This is a genomic window from Kosakonia cowanii JCM 10956 = DSM 18146 (assembly GCF_001975225.1).
Classification (GTDB): Bacteria; Pseudomonadota; Gammaproteobacteria; order Enterobacterales; family Enterobacteriaceae; genus Kosakonia; species Kosakonia cowanii.
Window position 1 is genome coordinate 3,659,932 of record NZ_CP019445.1, and the last position, 18,379, is coordinate 3,678,310.

Annotated in this window: 18 protein-coding genes; 12 read left to right on the forward strand and 6 right to left on the reverse strand. The window is 57.0% G+C overall.

Annotated features, from left to right (window positions below):
* Window positions 1-48 precede the first annotated feature (48 nt).
* From sapA to pdeR, 9 genes are all read left to right on the forward strand, one after another.
* Window positions 49-1,680 (forward strand): ABC transporter substrate-binding protein SapA, encoded by a 1,632-nt coding sequence (gene sapA / locus BWI95_RS17305; protein WP_054803479.1) that lies wholly within the window; start codon window positions 49-51, stop codon window positions 1,678-1,680.
* Window positions 1,677-2,642, forward strand: coding sequence for a putrescine export ABC transporter permease SapB (sapB, locus tag BWI95_RS17310; protein WP_054803435.1), 966 nt, complete (start codon window positions 1,677-1,679; stop codon window positions 2,640-2,642). Before sapA ends, sapB begins: the two co-directional genes overlap by 4 nt.
* Complete coding sequence (gene sapC / locus BWI95_RS17315; RefSeq protein WP_023478710.1) at window positions 2,629-3,519, forward strand: putrescine export ABC transporter permease SapC; 891 nt, start codon at window positions 2,629-2,631, stop codon at window positions 3,517-3,519. The genes sapB and sapC overlap by 14 nt, the downstream gene beginning before the upstream one ends.
* Window positions 3,519-4,511, forward strand: a complete 993-nt coding sequence (sapD, locus tag BWI95_RS17320; RefSeq protein ID WP_023478893.1) for a putrescine export ABC transporter ATP-binding protein SapD — start codon at window positions 3,519-3,521, stop codon at window positions 4,509-4,511. The genes sapC and sapD overlap by 1 nt, the downstream gene beginning before the upstream one ends.
* Before the next feature lies 1 nt (window position 4,512).
* Window positions 4,513-5,319, forward strand: coding sequence for a peptide ABC transporter ATP-binding protein SapF (gene sapF, locus BWI95_RS17325; protein WP_023478701.1), 807 nt, complete (start codon window positions 4,513-4,515; stop codon window positions 5,317-5,319).
* Window positions 5,320-5,442: 123 nt separating this feature from the next.
* Window positions 5,443-6,231, forward strand: coding sequence for an enoyl-ACP reductase FabI (fabI, locus tag BWI95_RS17330; protein ID WP_023478625.1), 789 nt, complete (start codon window positions 5,443-5,445; stop codon window positions 6,229-6,231).
* Between the two features lie 177 nt (window positions 6,232-6,408).
* Window positions 6,409-7,569 carry a hypothetical protein gene (locus BWI95_RS17335; protein WP_054803436.1) on the forward strand — a complete coding sequence of 387 codons (1,161 nt, stop codon included), beginning with the start codon at window positions 6,409-6,411 and terminating at the stop codon, window positions 7,567-7,569.
* 110 nt (window positions 7,570-7,679) lie between these two features.
* On the forward strand, window positions 7,680-9,614 hold the full coding sequence (locus BWI95_RS17340; RefSeq protein ID WP_042714825.1) for an exoribonuclease II: 1,935 nt from the start codon (window positions 7,680-7,682) through the stop codon (window positions 9,612-9,614).
* Window positions 9,615-9,908: 294 nt separating this feature from the next.
* Window positions 9,909-11,900: a cyclic di-GMP phosphodiesterase gene (gene pdeR / locus BWI95_RS17345; RefSeq protein WP_054803437.1), complete on the forward strand. Its 1,992-nt coding sequence runs from the start codon at window positions 9,909-9,911 to the stop codon at window positions 11,898-11,900.
* Here pdeR and BWI95_RS17350 read toward each other — a convergent pair.
* Window positions 11,897-12,766 (reverse strand): crotonase/enoyl-CoA hydratase family protein, encoded by an 870-nt coding sequence (locus BWI95_RS17350; RefSeq protein ID WP_054803438.1) that lies wholly within the window; start codon window positions 12,764-12,766, stop codon window positions 11,897-11,899. The genes pdeR and BWI95_RS17350 overlap by 4 nt on opposite strands.
* Window positions 12,767-12,956: 190 nt before the next feature.
* Here BWI95_RS17350 and yciZ point away from each other — a divergent pair, with 190 nt between their 5' ends.
* The 3 genes from yciZ to osmB all read left to right on the forward strand — a co-directional run bounded on the left by yciZ (window position 12,957) and on the right by osmB (window position 14,461).
* The gene (yciZ, locus tag BWI95_RS17355) at window positions 12,957-13,139 is read left to right on the forward strand and encodes a protein YciZ/DeoL (protein WP_054803439.1); all 183 of its coding nucleotides are present in this window, start codon (window positions 12,957-12,959) and stop codon (window positions 13,137-13,139) included.
* An 88-nt stretch (window positions 13,140-13,227) separates the two neighbouring features.
* Window positions 13,228-13,986 (forward strand): DNA-binding transcriptional regulator YciT, encoded by a 759-nt coding sequence (gene yciT / locus BWI95_RS17360; RefSeq protein ID WP_054803440.1) that lies wholly within the window; start codon window positions 13,228-13,230, stop codon window positions 13,984-13,986.
* 256 nt (window positions 13,987-14,242) lie between these two features.
* On the forward strand, window positions 14,243-14,461 hold the full coding sequence (gene osmB, locus BWI95_RS17365; protein ID WP_034812242.1) for an osmotically-inducible lipoprotein OsmB: 219 nt from the start codon (window positions 14,243-14,245) through the stop codon (window positions 14,459-14,461).
* Window positions 14,462-14,567: 106 nt separating this feature from the next.
* Here the strand turns inward: osmB and yciH are convergent, their stop codons facing one another.
* The 5 genes from yciH to pgpB all read right to left on the reverse strand — a co-directional run bounded on the left by yciH (window position 14,568) and on the right by pgpB (window position 18,208).
* Window positions 14,568-14,894, reverse strand: a complete 327-nt coding sequence (yciH, locus tag BWI95_RS17370) for a stress response translation initiation inhibitor YciH (RefSeq protein ID WP_076769922.1) — start codon at window positions 14,892-14,894, stop codon at window positions 14,568-14,570.
* A complete protein-coding gene (gene pyrF / locus BWI95_RS17375; protein WP_054803441.1) occupies window positions 14,891-15,631 on the reverse strand; it encodes an orotidine-5'-phosphate decarboxylase in 741 nt (246 codons plus the stop codon). Before pyrF ends, yciH begins: the two co-directional genes overlap by 4 nt.
* Before the next feature lie 187 nt (window positions 15,632-15,818).
* A complete protein-coding gene (lapB, locus tag BWI95_RS17380) occupies window positions 15,819-16,988 on the reverse strand; it encodes a lipopolysaccharide assembly protein LapB (RefSeq protein WP_054803442.1) in 1,170 nt (389 codons plus the stop codon).
* A 6-nt stretch (window positions 16,989-16,994) separates the two neighbouring features.
* Window positions 16,995-17,303: a LapA family protein gene (locus tag BWI95_RS17385; RefSeq protein WP_023478720.1), complete on the reverse strand. Its 309-nt coding sequence runs from the start codon at window positions 17,301-17,303 to the stop codon at window positions 16,995-16,997.
* A 140-nt stretch (window positions 17,304-17,443) separates the two neighbouring features.
* Window positions 17,444-18,208 (reverse strand): phosphatidylglycerophosphatase B, encoded by a 765-nt coding sequence (gene pgpB, locus BWI95_RS17390; RefSeq protein WP_054803443.1) that lies wholly within the window; start codon window positions 18,206-18,208, stop codon window positions 17,444-17,446.
* Window positions 18,209-18,379: the final 171 nt, after the last annotated feature.

The window sequence follows — 18,379 nt, forward strand, 5'->3', positions numbered from 1 at the left end:
GTAAGTGCGATACACTTTGCCCATTATTTTAAAACCGTTGAAAAAATCATGCGTCTGGTTTTCTCTTCCCTGCTTTTCACCGCACTGCTGGCGACCGGTACGGCTCAGGCTGCGCCCGCGGCCACGTCAGATATCCGCGAAAGTGGCTTTGTCTATTGCGTGAATGGCCAGGTTAATACCTTTAACCCGCAAAAAGCGAGCAGCGGGCTGATTGTCGACACCCTCGCCGCGCAGCTCTACAGCCGCCTGCTGGATGTTGACCCTTATACTTATCGTCTGGTGCCGGAGCTGGCGGAGAGCTGGGAGGTGCTGGATAACGGCGCGACCTACCGGTTTCGCCTGCGCAGCGGCGTCAATTTCCAGCATACCGCGTGGTTTACCCCCACCCGGACGCTGAATGCCGACGACGTGGTCTTTACCTTCCAGCGCATTTTCGATCGCCACCATCCATGGCATAACGTCAATGGCGACAGCTTCCCCTATTTCGACAGCCTGCAATTTGCCGACTCGGTGGAGAGCGTGCGTAAGCTGGATAACCGCACCGTCGAGTTTCGCCTGAAAAAGCCGGATGCCTCCTTCTTATGGCATCTCGCTACCCACTACGCCTCGGTGATGTCGGCAGAATATGCCGCGCAATTGCAAAAAATCGACCGCCAGGAGCTGATTGACCGCCAGCCGGTCGGCACCGGGCCGTTCCAGCTGGATGAGTATCGCGCCGGGCAGTATGTTCGGTTACAACGTCACGAAAAGTTCTGGCTCGGCAAACCGCTGATGCAACAGGTGGTGGTCGATCTCGGCTCGGGCGGTACCGGACGTTTATCGAAACTGCTCACCGGCGAGTGCGATGTGCTGGCGTGGCCTGCTGCCAGCCAGTTAACCATTTTGCGTGACGACCCGCGGCTGCGTTTAACCCTGCGCCCGGGGATGAACATTGCCTATCTGGCGTTTAACACCAACAAACCGCCGCTCAATAACCCGGCGGTGCGCCACGCGTTAGCCCTGTCGATCAATAATCAGCGCCTGATGCAGTCGATCTATTACGGCACGGCGGAAACTGCGGCGTCGATCCTGCCTCGCGCCTCCTGGGCGTACGATAACGATGCCAAAATTACCGAATATGACCCGAAACAGGCCCGCGAGCGCCTGAAAGCGCTGGGGCTGGAGAACCTCACCCTGCAACTGTGGGTGCCAACCAGCTCGCAGCCCTGGAACCCCAGCCCGCTGAAAACCGCCGAACTGATTCAGGCAGATATGGCGCAGGTGGGTGTAAAAGTGGTGATTGTGCCGGTTGAGGGGCGCTTCCAGGAGGCGCGCCTGATGGATATGAACCACGACTTGACGCTCACCGGCTGGGCGACGGACAGTAACGATCCGGACAGCTTCTTCCGCCCGCTGTTGAGCTGTGCGGCGATTGATTCACAAACCAACTTTGCTCACTGGTGCCAGCGCGAGTTTGATGAGGTGCTGCAAAAAGCGCTCGCCTCGCAGCAGCTGGCATCGCGCATCGATGAGTATGATGAAGCCCAGCAGATCCTCGCCCGGGAACTGCCGGTGCTGCCGCTCGCCTCCTCCCTGCGCCTGCAGGCATACCGGTACGATATTAAAGGCCTGGTGCTGAGCCCGTTCGGCAGCGCCTCTTTCGCTGGCGTGTCGCGGGATAAAAAAGAGGTGTCGCCGTGATTATTTTTACTTTGCGTCGTTTGCTGCTGCTGCTGGTCACCCTCTTTTTACTGACCTTTGTTGGCTTCAGCCTGAGCTACTTTACCCCCCATGCGCCTTTACAGGGCGCGACGCTGTGGAATGCGTGGATCTTCTGGTTTAACGGTCTGCTGCACTGGGATTTTGGCGTCTCGAGCATTAATGGACAGCTGATCTCCGAGCAGTTGCAGGAAGTTTTCCCGGCGACGATGGAGCTCTGTATCCTCGCCTTTGGCTCGGCGTTACTGGTCGGTATTCCGGTGGGGATGCTGGCGGGCGTCATGCGTGGCCGCTGGCAGGATAAAGCCATCAGCGCCGTCGCGCTGCTCGGCTTCTCCATTCCGGTCTTCTGGCTGGCGCTGCTGCTTACCCTCTTCTTCTCTCTCAATCTCGGCTGGCTGCCGGTCTCCGGGCGTTTTGATCTGCTGTATGAAGTGAAAACTGTTACCGGTTTTTCACTGATTGATGCCTGGATTTCTGACTCGCCGTGGCGCGATGAGATGCTGATGAGCGCTCTGCGTCACGTCATCCTGCCAGTGGTGACGCTGGCGGTGGCGCCGACCACCGAAGTGATCCGCCTGATGCGTATCAGCACCATTGAGGTCTTTGAGAAAAACTACATTAAAGCAGCGGCGACGCGCGGCTTGTCCCGCTTTACCATTCTGCGCCGCCATGTGCTGCACAATGCCCTGCCGCCGGTGATCCCGCGTCTGGGTCTGCAATTCTCCACCATGCTGACGCTGGCGATGATCACTGAAGTGGTCTTTAGCTGGCCGGGGCTGGGCCGCTGGCTGATCAACGCTATCCGCCAGCAGGATTATGCCGCGATCTCCGCCGGCGTGATGGTTATCGGTTCATTAGTGATTATCGTCAACGTGCTCTCCGATATTCTTGGCGCGCTGGCGAACCCGTTAAAACATAAGGAATGGTATGCCTTACGATAGCGTCTACAGCGAAAAACGTGCGCCCGGCGCGCTGCGTACCGCGTGGCGCCACTTTTATGGCGATCCCACGGCGATGATCGGCCTCTATGGCTGCGGCGCGCTGGCGCTGCTCTGCCTGTTCGGTCACTGGTTCGCCCCTTACGGCATCGACCAGCAGTTTCTCGGCTATCAACTCCTGCCGCCGTCGTGGTCGCGCTACGGCGATGTGTCGTTTTTCCTCGGCACCGACGATCTCGGCCGCGATGTGCTAAGCCGCCTGCTGAGCGGCGCGGCGCCTACTGTTGGCGGCGCATTTCTGGTTACGCTCGCTGCCACGGTGTGCGGGCTGCTGCTCGGCGTGTTCGCCGGGGCAACGCACGGGCTGCGTTCGGCGGTGCTGAACCATATTCTCGATACCCTGCTTTCGCTGCCAACCCTGCTGCTGGCGATTATTGTGGTGGCCTTTGTTGGCCCGCATCTCTCTCATGCGATGTTTGCCGTCTGGCTGGCGCTGCTGCCGCGCATGGTGCGCTCGGTCTACAGCCTGGTGCATGACGAGCTGGAAAAAGAGTATGTCGTTGCCGCCCGTCTCGATGGCGCGTCAACGATGAATATTTTGTGGTACGCCATTCTGCCGAATATCACTGCCGGTATGGTGACAGAGATTACCCGCGCGCTGTCGATGGCAATCCTTGATATTGCCGCGCTGGGCTTTCTCGATCTCGGCGCGCAGCTCCCCTCCCCGGAGTGGGGCGCGATGCTGGGCGATGCGCTGGAGCTGATCTATGTTGCGCCGTGGACAGTGATGCTGCCGGGCGCGGCAATTATGGTGAGCGTGCTGCTGGTTAACGTGCTGGGCGATGGCATCCGTCGCGCCATCACTGCGGGGGTGGAGTAATGCCGCTTCTTGATATCCGTAACCTGACTATTGAAGTCAAAACCGGTTCTGAATGGGTGAAAGCAGTCGACCGCGTCAGCCTGACCCTCGCCGAGGGGGAAATTCGCGGGCTGGTGGGTGAATCAGGCTCTGGTAAAAGCCTGATTGCGAAAGCGATCTGTGGCGTTACCAAGGATAACTGGCGCGTCACGGCGGACCGTATGCGCTTTGATGATATCGACCTGATGCGCCTCTCGGCGCGCGAGCGGCGCAAACTGCTTGGTCACAACGTGTCGATGATTTTCCAGGAGCCGCAATCCTGTCTTGATCCCTCCGAGCGTGTCGGCAAGCAGCTGATGCAAAACATCCCGCGCTGGACCTTTAAAGGCAAATGGTGGCAGCGCATGGGCTGGCGCAAACGCCGGGCGATTGAGCTGCTGCATCGCGTTGGTATTAAAGATCATAAAGATGCGATGCGCAGTTTCCCTTATGAGCTGACGGAGGGCGAGTGTCAGAAAGTGATGATCGCCATTGCGCTGGCCAACCAGCCGCGCCTGCTGATTGCCGATGAACCGACCAACGCCATGGAGCCGACCACCCAGGCGCAGATTTTCCGCCTGCTCGACCGGCTGAACCAGAACAACAACACGACCATCATTTTGATCAGCCATGATTTGCAGATGCTGAGCAAGTGGGCCGATCGTATCAATGTGATGTACTGCGGGCAGACGGTCGAGACCGCGCCGAGCGAAGATCTGATCGCCACGCCGCATCACCCCTATACCCAGGCACTGATCCGCGCTATCCCCGATTTTGGCAGCGCGATGCCGCATAAAAGCCGCCTGAATACGCTGCCAGGCGCGATCCCGCTGCTTGAGCATCTGCCGATTGGCTGCCGTCTTGGGCCGCGCTGCCCTTATGCCCAGCGCAAATGTATTGAAACGCCGCGGCTTGCAGGACCGCGTAATCACCTGTTTGCCTGCCATTTCCCGCTGAATATGGAGAGTGAGTGAGATGGTTGAAACCTTGCTTGAAGTGCGCAACCTGAGCAAAACTTTTCGCTACCGTACCGGCTGGTTCCGCCGCCAGACCGTGGAAGCGGTCAAGCCGCTCAGCTTTACCCTGCGTGAACGGCAGACGCTGGCGATTATTGGCGAGAACGGCTCCGGAAAATCGACGCTGGCGAAAATGCTGGCGGGAATGATTGCCCCTACCGCCGGTGAACTGGTGATTGACGATAAGCCGCTGCATTACGGCGATTACACCTTCCGTAGCCAGCATATCCGCATGATTTTTCAGGATCCGACCACCTCGCTTAACCCGCGCCAGCGCTTGTCGCAGATCCTCGACTTCCCTCTGCGCCTGAATACCGATCTCGAGCCGGAAGCGCGGCGTAAGCGCATTCTGGAAACCCTGCGCATGGTCGGCCTGCTGCCGGATCATGTCAGCTATTACCCGCACATGCTGGCACCGGGGCAGAAACAGCGCCTTGGGCTGGCGCGTGCGCTGATCCTGCGCCCGAAAGTGATTATTGCTGACGAAGCGCTGGCCTCGCTCGATATGTCGATGCGTTCGCAGTTAATCAACCTGATGCTGGAATTACAGGAGAAACAGGGTATCTCTTATATTTATGTCACCCAGCATATCGGCATGATGAAACATATCAGCGATCAGGTACTGGTGATGCATCAGGGGGAAGTGGTTGAGCGCGGCAGCACTGCCGATGTGCTCGCCTCGCCGCTGCACGATCTCACTAAACGCTTAATTGCCGGCCACTTTGGCGAAGCATTAACCGCCGACGCCTGGCGAAAAGACCGCTGAGACCAAACCTTTCAGTGGTCGGATTAACGGAGACGGCGACTCATGATAGAATCGCCGCGTTTTAACGACGCTCGCCCCAACAGAGCCGCGAGCGCCACAACAATGAATATAAGGATTAAAGCTATGGGTTTTCTTTCCGGTAAGCGCATTCTGGTGACTGGCGTAGCCAGCAAACTCTCCATCGCATACGGCATCGCACAGGCTATGCATCGCGAAGGCGCGGAGCTGGCGTTCACCTACCAGAACGACAAGCTGAAAGGCCGTGTTGAAGAGTTTGCCGCCCAGCTGGGTTCCAGCATCGTGCTGGAGTGTGATGTGGCGCAAGATGAGAGCATCGACGCCCTGTTTACTGACCTGGCGAAAGTCTGGCCAAAATTTGACGGCTTCGTGCACTCCATCGGTTTCGCACCGGGCGATCAGCTGGACGGCGACTACGTTAACGCCGTAACCCGTGAAGGCTTCAAAATTGCCCACGACATCAGCTCCTACAGCTTTGTAGCGATGGCAAAAGCCTGCCGCGAAATGCTGAACCCGGGCTCCGCGCTGCTGACCCTCTCCTACCTGGGCGCAGAGCGCGCTATCCCGAACTACAACGTGATGGGTCTGGCGAAAGCCTCTCTGGAAGCGAACGTGCGCTATATGGCGAACGCGATGGGTCCGGAAGGCGTGCGCGTCAACGGCATCTCCGCCGGTCCGATCCGCACCCTGGCGGCTTCCGGTATCAAAGACTTCCGTAAAATGCTGGCACACTGCGAAGCGGTTACCCCGATTCGTCGCACCGTGACCATCGAAGACGTCGGCAACTCCGCGGCGTTCCTCTGCTCTGACCTCTCTGCCGGTATCTCCGGTGAAGTGGTTCACGTCGACGGCGGTTTCAACATCGCTGCGATGAACGAGCTGGAAATCAAATAATTCCCCAATGCCCCTTCTGCCGAAGGGGCGTTTTTTTATGCCTTTCTGATATTTGTTATCACCTAACAATCTTTTATCCCGCCTCCCCCTTACGCCAGGATTAAGCAGCACCACCGATCCGGCAAGCTAAGACCTGACGTCGTCCCCGGATCGCCACTTTGAGACCAAGGAACGACCATGGAACAACGCCGGATTGCAGGCAAAAGCCACTGGTATCATGAGACCCAGTCAAGCGCCAGCCGGGTACACGCGCTACCGTTGGTTCCCGAAGCCGCTACCGTTAATGACCCCTTTCTGCTCGACCTGACTGTGCCGGATGATCTGCATGGCGATGTCGAGGCCATTGCTGCGCCTGCACGCAAACTCTACGCCCTGCTCTTTCCGCAGCGGGTACAGACGACGCGGCTGCGTACCTTCAGCGCCTACGATCGGCTCAGCACCGCGCTCACCGTGGCGCAGGTGTTTGGCGTCCAGCGTTTATGCAACCACTACGCGGCACGGCTCGCTCCCCTCGCAGCACCCGACTCATCGCGCGAGAGCAACTGCCGGCTGGCGCAAATTACACAATATGCGCGTCAGCTTGCCGCTTCGCCGTCGGTGATTGATACCCGGGCCCGCCAGCAGCTCGAAGAGGTGGGCCTGACGCTGTTCGATATTGTGCTCTTCAACCAGATTGTCGGGTTTATCGCCTTCCAGGCGCGGGTGCTCGCCATTTTGCAGGCGCTGCTGGGACAACCAGTGCGCTATATTCCCGGCATGGAGACGCAGCCGCCCGCCGACGCCAGCCTGTTTGCCGATGAAAACGCGGGCTGGCAACCGGCGATTGAGGGGGTTGATCCCCGTATTTCAAACGCCGCGCAAATGGGCTCCCTTGCCCACTGGCAGCCGCTGCCCGAGCTGCGCCAGCTTGCGCCGCTACTGGCGCACGAGCATCTGCTGCTTAACGAGCTGGGCGAGATTTGCCAGCAGGTGAACGCCATTACGCCGAATAAAACGCTGGGCTGGCTGGTCGGGGCCTCTACAGCGCGGATCAATGGCAGCACCGGCTGTTTTGCTGAGCGGCTGCAGCGCGGCGTTCACGCCGCCGGACTACGGGAAGCGCTGCGCCAGGGCGAACCTGCCCTCAGCGCGTTTCTGGCCGATAACGATAAAGAGCGCTCGCTGGTGCAAGCGGTGCAGGTGCTGACCTGCGCGCCGGACAGATTCAGCCCCGCTCAGCTTGCAGCACTCTCAGATGCGGGTTTTAGCCCCCAGGTAGCATTCAGTCTGCTGCTGCGCTGCGCCCTGTGCGGCTGGATCAACCGGCTGAAGATCGCCCTCGGCGAGCCTGCGGCGTAAGGCTATAAACCGGGCGGCGCGCAGGAGATTTTGCTGAAAGAGCGCTTGCTGCAACAGGCGGAATCGCGTAAAACTGTCAGCCGCTCTTTTAGCCACGAAAATAGATGATTATGCTCCAAGATAACCCGCTGCTCGCGCAGCTTAAACAGCAGCTCCACTCTCAGACACCGCGTGCAGAAGGTGTTGTTAAAGGCACCGAGAAAGGCTTCGGATTTCTGGAAGTCGATGCTCAAAAAAGCTATTTCATCCCGCCGCCGCAGATGAAAAAAGTGATGCACGGCGATCGTATTGTTGCCGTTATTCACACGGAAAAAGAGCGCGAAAGCGCGGAGCCGGAAACGCTGGTCGAGCCTTTTCTGACCCGTTTCGTGGGCAAAGTGCACAAGAAAGATGACCGCCTGTCGATTGTGCCGGATCATCCTTTACTCAAAGACTCCATCCCCTGCCGCGCCGCGCGTGGCGTGGAGCATGATTTTAAAGAGGGTGACTGGGCGGTCGCCGAGATGCGTCGTCACCCGCTGAAGGGCGATCGCGGCTTCTACGCGGAACTCACGCAATTTATCACCTTCTCCGATGACCACTTTGTGCCGTGGTGGGTAACGCTTGCCCGTCATAACCTCGAAAAAGAGGCGCCAAACGGTGTGGCAACAGAGATGCTCGATGATGGCCTGCAGCGTGTCGATTTGACCGCGCTTGATTTCGTCACCATCGACAGCGCCAGCACCGAAGATATGGATGATGCGCTTTATGCTGAAGAGCTGGCGGACGGCAAGCTGCAGCTGACCGTGGCGATTGCCGATCCTACCGCGTGGATTGCCGAAGGTAGCAAGCTTGACGATGCGGCGAAAATTCGCGCCTTCACCAACTACCTGCCGGGCTTCAACATTCCGATGCTGCCGCGCGAACTCTCCGACGATCTCTGCTCCCTGCGCGCGAACGAAGTGCGTCCGGCGCTGGTGTGCCGCATGACGCTGGACAGCGACGGCACGATTGAAGAGAACATTGAATTTTTCGCCGCCACCATCGAATCAAAAGCCAAACTGGCCTATGACGATGTCTCTGACTGGCTGGAAAACCGCGGTGAGTGGCAGCCTGTTAATGACGCCATCGCCTCGCAGATCCGTTTGCTGAAACGTGCCTGCGATCTGCGCGGCCAGTGGCGTCAGACCCATGCGCTGGTGTTTAAAGACCGTCCGGATTACCGCTTTGTACTGGGCGAAAAAGGCGAAGTGCTGGATATCGTTGCCGAGCCGCGCCGCATTGCCAACCGCATCGTTGAAGAGTCGATGATTGCCGCCAACATCTGCGCCGCGCGCGTGCTGCGCGACAAGCTGGGCTTTGGTATCTACAACGTCCATTTAGGTTTTGACCCGGCGAACAGCGAGCAACTGGTGGCGATGCTGAAAACCCACGGCGTTGAAGTGAATGCTGAAGAAGTATTGACGCTGGAAGGCTTCTGCAAACTGCGCCGTGAACTCGACGCGCAGCCTTCCGGGTTCCTCGACAGCCGCATTCGTCGTTTCCAGTCCTTCGCCGAAATCAGCATCAATCCAGGCCCGCACTTTGGCCTGGGGCTGGATGCTTACGCGACCTGGACCTCGCCGATCCGTAAGTATGGCGATATGGTCAACCACCGCCTGCTGAAAGCGATCATCAAAGGTGAAACGCCGGTGCGTCCGCAGGATGAGACTACCGTGCAGATGGCGGAGCGTCGTCGCCTGAACCGCATGGCCGAGCGCGATGTCGGCGACTGGCTCTATGCCCGTTTCCTGCAAAACAAAGCCGGCACCGACACCCGCTTCGCGGCAGAGATTATCGATGTCAGCCGTGGCGGCATGCGCGTTCGCCTGGTGGATAACGGTGCGGTCGCCTTTATCCCTGCCCCGTTCATTCATGCCGTGCGTGATGAGCTGGTGTGCAGCCAGGAGAGCGGCACCGTGCAGATCAAAGGTGAAGTGGTGTTCAAAGTGACGGATGTCATTGATGTCACCATCGCCGAAGTGCGCATGGAAACCCGCAGCGTGATCGCCCGTCCGGTGATGTAACGCTTCTACGCTCCTTCCCGTTCGGGAGGGAGCGCTTTTCTACCAATATATCGCGCATTTTTAAGCACTTTCCCTCCCACAAATAGCGAAAACCGACCACACTTCTCATCATGCAGCGGTTTGTTTACCGCCCACATTTGCGTGCGGCAGCCGTCTCTGCTTTTCCACACCAGGTAACGCTTTACTCAACACTCCTATAAAAACAATACGTTAACGGAGAACCGTCCTGTTATTAACGGCGGTTGTCGGTCATCAACAGGTGCCCGTCCTGTGGCGGGTAGGTTGGGAGAACGCATGAGAGAGACGCAGGAACAGAGCGTGCTGTTTCGCTATCTGGGTTCACACAGTCCTTACTGGCGGCTTACGGCTGACAGCAACGCCCTGCATTTCGCCCCTGAAGAGCATGCCGATACGACGCAGGTGGTCGCGCTGACCGATGAGCAGGCGGCGCAGATCCGCGCGATGACGGTGATCACCTCCAGCCTGACCATGCCCCTCACCCTGTTTGGCGAAGAGGTGACGGTTCACCTTGTCGGGCGCAAAATTACCCGTAACGCCTGGGCGGGTAGCGTATCGGCATGGGACGATACCCAGGCAGTCGCTCGCGATCTGGTGCAGGGTCTCTCCTTTGCAGAGCAGGTGGTGTCGGAAGCCAATTCAGTGATTGTCATCCTTGACCGGCTGGGCAACATTCAGCGTTTTAACCGCCTGAGCGAAGAGTACACCGGCCTGAAAGAGCACGAAGTGATTGGGCAAAACGTCTTTAAGCTGTTTATGAGCCGCAGCGAAGCGGCGGCCTCAAAGCGCAACATCACCCAATTTTTCCGCGATGGATCTTCTTATGAAGTGGAGCGCTGGGTAAAGACGCGCAAAGGCCAGCGGCTGTTTATCTTTCGCAATAAGTTTGTGCACAGCGGCAGCGGCAAAAATGAGGTTTACCTTATCTGCTCCGGTACCGACATTACCGAGGAGCGCCACGCCCAGGAGCGGCTGCGGGTGCTGGCGAATACCGATACCGTTACCGGTTTACCCAATCGCAACGCTATCCAGGATCGCATCAGCGATGCGATTGCTGCGCGCGGCGACACCCAGGTCGGCGTGGTCTATCTCGACCTCGATAACTTTAAAAAAGTGAACGATGCCTACGGGCATATGTTTGGCGACCAGCTGCTGCAGGCCGTTGCGCTGGCCATATTAGGCTGTCTTGATGAGGGCCAGGTGCTGGCGCGTCTTGGCGGCGATGAGTTTATCGTGCTGGCGACGAATACCTCGCAAATGGCGCTGGAAGCGATGGCCTCGCGCATTTTGTGCCGGCTGCGCGCGCCGTTCCGTATCGGGCTGATTGAGATCTACTCCGGCTGCTCGATTGGTATCGCCCTCGCCCCTGAACATGGCAACGATCGCGAAAACCTGATCCGCAATGCCGATACCGCGATGTATACCGCTAAAGAGAACGGTCGCGGCAAGTTTTGCGTGTTTTGCGCCGAGATGAACCAGCGGGTGTTTGAGTACCTTTGGCTCGACACCAATCTGCGCAAAGCGCTGGATAAAGAGCAACTGGTGATTCACTACCAGCCGAAAGTGAATCGGGATGGCGAAGTGCGCAGCCTCGAAGCGCTGGTGCGCTGGCAGTCGCCCGAACGCGGGTTGATCCCACCGCTCGATTTTATCTCCTACGCCGAAGAGTCCGGCCTGATTGTGCCGCTCGGCCGCTGGGTAATGCTGGATGTGGTACGGCAAGTGGCGCAATGGCGCGACCAGGGGATTAACCTGCGCGTGGCGGTGAATGTTTCTGCCCGACAGCTGGCCGATCAGACCATCTTTAGCGATCTGAAACGGGCGCTCAGCGAGCTTCATTTTGCTGACTGTCCGATTGATGTTGAATTGACCGAAAGCTGCATAATCGAAAACGAAGCGCTGGCGCTCTCGGTGATCCAGCAGTTCAGCGCGTTGGGATCGCAGGTGCATCTGGATGACTTTGGTACCGGTTACTCCTCACTGTCACAACTGGCGCGCTTTCCGCTTAACGCCATCAAACTCGACCAGAGTTTCGTGCGCGATATTCATCAACAACCGATTTCGCAATCGCTGGTGCGCGCGATTGTCGCGGTGGCGGCGGCGCTTAACCTGCAGGTGATTGCGGAAGGGGTTGAGAGTGCGCAGGAGGATGCGTTTTTGACCGACAACGGCGTCCATGAGCGGCAGGGGTTTCTGTTCGCCAGACCGATGCCCGCTGCCGCGTTTGAACGTTGGTTTACACGCTACCAGCCACGCAAGGCGCGTTAACCGGCTTTACTGAGCGCAACCGCCGTATGGCGGTTTTGCAACAGCACCAGGCGCTCCATATAGGCGATATCTTTCGCTTGCAGGCAGAAGGCGGCATCTACCCAATCTTCCGTGATATCCATTAGCTCACTGCGTGGCAGTTGCAGCACACGCTGACGCGCTCTGAGCATCGCCCGCACGCCATTCAGGCGGGGTTGCAGCGTATCGATAAAGGTACGCACGGCCATAAAGCCTTGTCCCTCTTCAAACGCGATATCGACCAGCCCTTTTGGCGCATACCATTCCGCCGAATGGGACTCCCCTTTGTAGATAAGCTCTTCCGCCAGTTTCATCCCTGCGCGGCGCGTGACTAATGAGTAGGCTCCCATGCCGGGAAAGAGATTAAAGGCGATCTCCGGGAAACCGAGACGCGCATCGCGCTGCGCCAGCACAAAATGGTGCGCCAGCGCGGCTTCAAACCCACCGCCGAGCGCGCTCCCTTCGATCATCGCCAGCGAAATTGCGCCAGTATCAAAACCGCGTGAAGCGGCATGCACACAGTCAACGCAGGCGCGGGCATAAGCGCGCAACGCTTCGCGCCGCCCGTTTTTGATGCACTCGACAAAAAAGTGCAGATCGCCGCCGGTGTTGAACATACCGGGAACCAGCGATCCGGTGACCCAGAAGTCGACGGCAAATCCGCTCTGCCTGACCAGCCAGGAGAGGTTCATGATCTCCTCAATCAGTTGGTGGTTGAAGCAGGGACGCGGCCTGGCGCGCAGCATCATCCACACGGTGCGCCGCTCCTCTTCGTAAAAACCTGAGAGTTGCGTGAAACGTTGTTCATCGGTAAAGAGTTTGCAGGTCGGTTGATTACTTATCGTCATTGCGTATTCCTCCAGATAGTGCGCGTTGCGCGCCTGAAAAGACTACGTCACGCGCTGAACCGACCACGGGCGGAGAGATGAATATATACTTCATGCAGAGAAGCCGTTGAGATGCGCTTTTTTCCCTTCTCTTTTTAAACGCTTTTCTGCATCATTGAATTTATTCGTTTTTCGATATGAAGGTGAAGGTATGGCAGAGATCGATGTAAAACAGCTGGCCGCCCGGATCGATACCGTGCTTGATATTCTGGTGGCCGGAGATTATCAGTCCGCTATCCGTAATCTGGAAATTCTTAAGACGGAGTTGCGGGATCTCGATAACAGCGACCAGTCCCCCCATTCAGGCACGCAGAAAACGCCCTGGGAAATTTAAGTAATCTCTTTTCGCCATGACGCGGCAGCCGGGAATGCCACCGCAGTCGTGGCGATTTACATTCGCGCGAAAGATAAAAAGTGTGGCTATGAATTCCCGACAACAACTTATTTTGCAAACGGTCATCGACAAAGGTCAGATGAGCGTCGCCGATCTTGCTCGCATGACCGGCGTTTCTGAAGTGACGATTCGCCAGGATCTGAATACGCTGGAAAAGCAGAGCTATTTACGTCGCACCCACGGGTTTGCCGTGCCGCTCGACAGCGAAGACGTCGAAACACGCATGCTGACTAACTATGCCGTTAAGCGCGAGCTGGCTGACTTTGCCGCCTCGCTGGTCAGCGCCGGTGAAACAGTGTTTATTGAGAACGGTAGCAGCAACGCCCTTCTCGCCCGCAAGCTTGGCGAGCAGCGGGACATCACCATCATTACGGTCAGCAGCTATATTGCGCATCTGCTTAAATCGGCGCAGTGCGAAGTGATTCTGCTCGGCGGCATTTACCAGAAAAAGAGCGAAAGCATGGTGGGGCCGCTGACGCGCCAGTACATCTCCCAGGTCCATTTCAGCAAAGCCTTTATCGGCATTGATGGCTGGCAGCCGGAAACGGGCTTTACCGGGCGCGATATGATGCGCACCGATGTGGTGAACGCGGTGCTGGAAAAAGGCAGCGAGGCGATTGTGCTGACGGACAGCTCAAAATTTGGCGTCGTACACCCTTACACGCTTGGCCCGGTTGACCGCTTTCAGCGGGTGATTACAGATGACGCCATTTCCGCTGAGGCACAGCGCCAGCTTAAAGAAGCGGGGTTAATTATCGATATAGTTCAAACTCCAACCAACGCCTGATCCCTTTGCCCGCCAGGGCGGGCTATCTCTCTCTTTTCTGAGACGATTCTGAGCATTTTATTAAGAGTTTTTACCTGGTTTGTTGCGTGCCGCTGCGTAAAATTATTATCAGCGATATAACAGGGAGTAATTATCACTCAGGTGATTGCATTACCCCCTGCGCAGCAAGGTTTCACGGAAGATCTTTGAGATTATTTCTAAGACTATACTTAGAGAGCCTCTGGTTCCGTGAATCGATTATTCAGGAGAAAGTATGATGATGTTAACAAGTAAAAAAATGGCCGCGGCAGTACTGGCAGTTACCCTGGCAATGTCTCTGAGTGCTTGTGGTCACTGGGATAAACGTTCTCGTAACACCGCGATTGGCGCGGGTGCGGGTGCGCTTGGTGGTGCTGTATTAACAGACGGCAGCACGCTCGGCACGCTGGGCGGCGCGGCAGTCGGCGGTATTATTGGCCATCAGGTCGGTAAATAATTAGTCGGTACTACGGCAAATAAATATCAAGAAATCTACTTTCTTTCAGGTCTGATTTAAAAAACAGGTAAATAAAAGGCCGCGTGAATAACGCGGCCTTTCTTTTTTAGCCACCGGCAAGTTTTACTTTCATGCCTTTTGCTTCCAGCAGTGTTTTCAGCAGGTCGCGTTTATCACCCTGAATCTCAATAACACCCTCTTTCACCGCCCCGCCGCAGCCGCATTTTTTCTTTAGCTCTGCTGCCAGTTTGGTTAGCGCCTCGTCATCAAGATCGATGCCGGTGATTAGACAGACGCCTTTGCCTTTACGTCCGCTGGTCTGGCGCTGGATACGCACAATGCCATCGCCTTTTGGGCGCTCTACGGGCGCTTTCTCTTCATCAATGCGCCCGGTTTCGGTGGAGTAGACCAGACGGTTGTTGTTATCGCTCATGCTCTCCCCTTGCCTAACGAGGCGTTGATTGCTTTCAGGGTTTGCGCCGGATCGGCAGATTGCGTAACCGGGCGGCCAATTACCATATAATCAACACCGGCCTGCAACGCCTGCTCGGGCGTCATAATCCGGCGCTGATCGCCTGCGTCGCTGCCCTGCGGGCGAATACCCGGCGTGACCAGTTTAAAGGCGTGCCCAAGCTCGCTTTTGAAACGCACCGCTTCCTGCGCCGAGCAGACCACGCCATCAAGCCCACACTGCTGAGTGAGACGCGCCAGGCGTTCGGCATGCTCCGCAGGCGTGGCGGTAATGCCGATATCCTGTAAATCGCTCGCTTCCATGCTGGTTAACACGGTAACCGCAATCAGCAGCGGTGCATCTGCGCCAAATGGTAACAGCGCCTCTTTGGCTGCGGTCATCATGCGCGCGCCGCCCGAGGCGTGGACGTTGACCATCCAGACGCCAAGATCGGCCGCCGCTTTTACCGCATGCGCCGTGGTATTGGGAATGTCGTGAAATTTCAGATCGAGGAAGATATCGAACCCGCGTTGCTGTAACTCACGCACGAACTGCGGCCCGAAGAGCGTGAACATCTCTTTGCCCACTTTCAGCCGGCAATCGCGCGGATCGATGCGGTCTACAAAAGCCAGGGCGCTGTCGCGGTTGGCGTAATCGAGGGCGACAACGACCGGAGAGTCGGTAACCGCGCGGGAAGTCGATAAAGCAGTGGACGTCATGATCAGACCTTCTGAAATGAGGGCACCCGCTCAGGCGCAAAATGGATAAACGGGCAGCATTCTACCTGCGCCGCGAGCGAAATGACAGTTTCCCTTACCTGCAAAGCGCTGACCGCACAGGAGTTGATGAAACCGTCTTAGAAAATCTTCTAAGTATGTTGTAACTAAAAAAGGCGGTTTTAAAAAATTACTGGCCGTCGAGGCCGCGGATCGGTTTAACCGTCGACCAGGCGCGGCAGGATGGGCAGTGCCAGTACATGGTATAGGCCGTAAAACCGCATTTGTGGCAGCGATAACGCGGCTTGCTGCGTACCTGCTCGCCTACCATCTCGCGCAGCACCATCAGGCTCTCTTTCGCGCGCCCCTCTTCCGCTTCGTTGAGGTGATAGTCCATCAGTTTGTGGAACACACGCATAGTCGGATGACGTTGCAGCTGCCGCGTGACGTATCCCTGCGCGGCATCTGCCCCCTCACGGCGCTCAACGATCTCTGCCAGCATCAGTTCGGCGGCAGCACCGGTATTCTCCTCGACGCAACGCTGCAGGAAAGCGGCCCACTCGTCGGTTTTACCCAACTGCAGGTAGCAGGTTTGCAGCATCTCCAGCGTTTCGCTGACCAGGTCTTTATCCTGATCGATCACCTTCAGCAGGCTCTCTACCGCTTTCGCGTAATCACCGCTGGCCATAAAGACACGCCCCATCATGATAGAGACGCGCGCGCTATCGCGATCGGCTGCTGCGCCCTTCTTCAGCAGCGCCATGGCGCGATCCATATCTTCATTGCCCATCTGCTGCAGCGCTAACTCGCAATAGAAGTGGGCAATTTCACCGCGCTGCTTATCTTTACCGAGCTTCACAAGGCGTTCAGCGACGTCGATCGCTTTCTGCCATTCGCTGGTCGCCTGGTAGATCTGCAGCAGTTGTTGCAGCGCGCTGACGCGAAAATCGGTCTCATCCACCAGTTGGTTAAACATATCTTCGGCGCGATCGTACATACCGGCCGCCATATAATCGCGGCCAAGCTGCTGCACCGCTAACAGGCGCTGATCGTAAGAGAGGGAGGCGCTCTCCATCAGGGTTTGATGGATGCGGATAGCGCGGTCAACTTCGCCGCGCGAACGGAACAGATTGCCGAGAGTAAGGTGCGCCTCAACCGTGCCGGTATCCTCTTTCAGCATATCGAGAAAGAGGTCTACCGCTTTATCCTGTTGATTGCTCAGTAAAAGGTTAACCCCGGCAACGTATTCACGCGACAGCCGGTTAGCCTCATCCTGTTTAGTTTGTTGAGCATTTCTGCGCCCCATGTACCAGCCATAGGCCGCTGCGACAGGCAACAACAGAAACAGCAACTCCAGCATAAAATATTATTCCTTCACCGCCGGCGTGCCGGGCGTAACCGGAACGTCCGCGGCGGGGGCAATCTGCTGCTCGAGGCGTTTGATTTTACGCTCTGCACGAGCGAGAGAAACACGCACGCGTAACCAGAAGAGACCGCAAATCAGCCAGCCGATCGCGAAGCCGGTAGCAAACAGCACGGCCAGCAGCGTAGAGATGCGATATTCACCCTGTGCAAGGAGATAATTAAACGTGACTTGCTGATCGTTTTGCGCACCAAGCGTAATCGACACGACAAAAATCGCTAACACCAGTAGAAAAATGAGTAAATATTTCACATTACATCCCGTTATGTGGTTCGTGCGATGAATTTATGTGCAACTGACTGCCACAAGCCTTATAAACTACCATTTTAGCGCCCGCCGCGAAATGGGGATGCATAATGTTAATTTCTGATTTGCGGCCAAAATGATGGAAATCAAGTCTCGCTGTCACGCTCGACGATCTCCGGTACCTCTTCCGCTGGCGGCGTGAGCGGCCCGCAGATGCGCTGCGCCAGCCATGTTGCCAGCGTAACCAGAATCCAGGAGATAAGCGTCGCGACCGCTAAATCGCGCGGCCAGTGCATGCCAAGCAACAGACGGCTGCCCATCACGCTCGTCGCCCAGGCGAGCAGAATCACGATAGTCCAGGTTCTTCTGCGCGGCCACAGCAGCCCGACGCCAAGCAATGCCCAGCTTGCCGCAAACATGGTGTGCCCGGACGGGAAAGCAAATCCGGTCTCTTTTTGCCAGTGGTGACGTAAAAACCCCGGAATATCATGCTGGCTGGCGAGCTGCTCTTTTACCAGCGCGCCGCGCTCCTTGCGCTTCAGGCTGTAGAAGTGATCGGTTGGGACAGCATGCTCTTTTTCCAGCCATAAGACGAAGGGGCGTGGCTCCTGCACCTGCCCTTTGACAAAGGATTTCACCCCCTGCCCGGCCACAATCGCGCAGCCGAGGATCACAAAGAGCATCAATGCGGCTTTCAGGCGAAAACGTAAGCACCACAGGAACCAGGCACAAAGTACAACGTGGGTGATAATGCCCCAGGGCTGCGTCACCGTTTCGGTCATCCAGAAGAGCACACGCAGCCACCAGTGGTTTTGCCCGGGCTCCCAGTGCCAGCCGGAGATCCAGACCGCCAGCGGCATAATTAATAAAATCGCCGCACCGGCGGTTGTTCGCTTAGCAATAGACAGCATCTCATCTCCTTGTGCGTAAGTGACACAATCATAACCGAAAAATGACAGTTTCGCTGAAACGGCGCATTTGTGCGTTTATGCGGTATTCACCGCGCAGATGTAGGCGTCGTCAGGCACCTTGTGGCAAAATGGCGCGACTCAGAAAACTTACAGGTTAACGGTGCGCGCTGC

Bases quoted from the DNA above. Each gene is read 5' to 3' on its own strand.
- yciT (WP_054803440.1), top strand. From the start codon at position 13,228: ATGAATTCCCGACAACAACTTATTTTGCAAACGGTCATCGACAAAGGT.
- pgpB (WP_054803443.1), bottom strand. From the start codon at position 18,208: ATGCTGTCTATTGCTAAGCGAACAACCGCCGGTGCGGCGATTTTATTA.
- BWI95_RS17340 (WP_042714825.1), top strand. From the start codon at position 7,680: ATGCTCCAAGATAACCCGCTGCTCGCGCAGCTTAAACAGCAGCTCCAC.
- yciH (WP_076769922.1), bottom strand. From the start codon at position 14,894: ATGAGCGATAACAACAACCGTCTGGTCTACTCCACCGAAACCGGGCGC.
- osmB (WP_034812242.1), top strand. From the start codon at position 14,243: ATGATGTTAACAAGTAAAAAAATGGCCGCGGCAGTACTGGCAGTTACC.
- BWI95_RS17350 (WP_054803438.1), bottom strand. From the start codon at position 12,766: ATGACGATAAGTAATCAACCGACCTGCAAACTCTTTACCGATGAACAA.
- sapF (WP_023478701.1), top strand. From the start codon at position 4,513: ATGGTTGAAACCTTGCTTGAAGTGCGCAACCTGAGCAAAACTTTTCGC.
- sapC (WP_023478710.1), top strand. From the start codon at position 2,629: ATGCCTTACGATAGCGTCTACAGCGAAAAACGTGCGCCCGGCGCGCTG.
- fabI (WP_023478625.1), top strand. From the start codon at position 5,443: ATGGGTTTTCTTTCCGGTAAGCGCATTCTGGTGACTGGCGTAGCCAGC.
- sapD (WP_023478893.1), top strand. From the start codon at position 3,519: ATGCCGCTTCTTGATATCCGTAACCTGACTATTGAAGTCAAAACCGGT.
- lapB (WP_054803442.1), bottom strand. From the start codon at position 16,988: ATGCTGGAGTTGCTGTTTCTGTTGTTGCCTGTCGCAGCGGCCTATGGC.
- BWI95_RS17335 (WP_054803436.1), top strand. From the start codon at position 6,409: ATGGAACAACGCCGGATTGCAGGCAAAAGCCACTGGTATCATGAGACC.
- pyrF (WP_054803441.1), bottom strand. From the start codon at position 15,631: ATGACGTCCACTGCTTTATCGACTTCCCGCGCGGTTACCGACTCTCCG.
- yciZ (WP_054803439.1), top strand. From the start codon at position 12,957: ATGGCAGAGATCGATGTAAAACAGCTGGCCGCCCGGATCGATACCGTG.
- pdeR (WP_054803437.1), top strand. From the start codon at position 9,909: ATGAGAGAGACGCAGGAACAGAGCGTGCTGTTTCGCTATCTGGGTTCA.
- sapA (WP_054803479.1), top strand. From the start codon at position 49: ATGCGTCTGGTTTTCTCTTCCCTGCTTTTCACCGCACTGCTGGCGACC.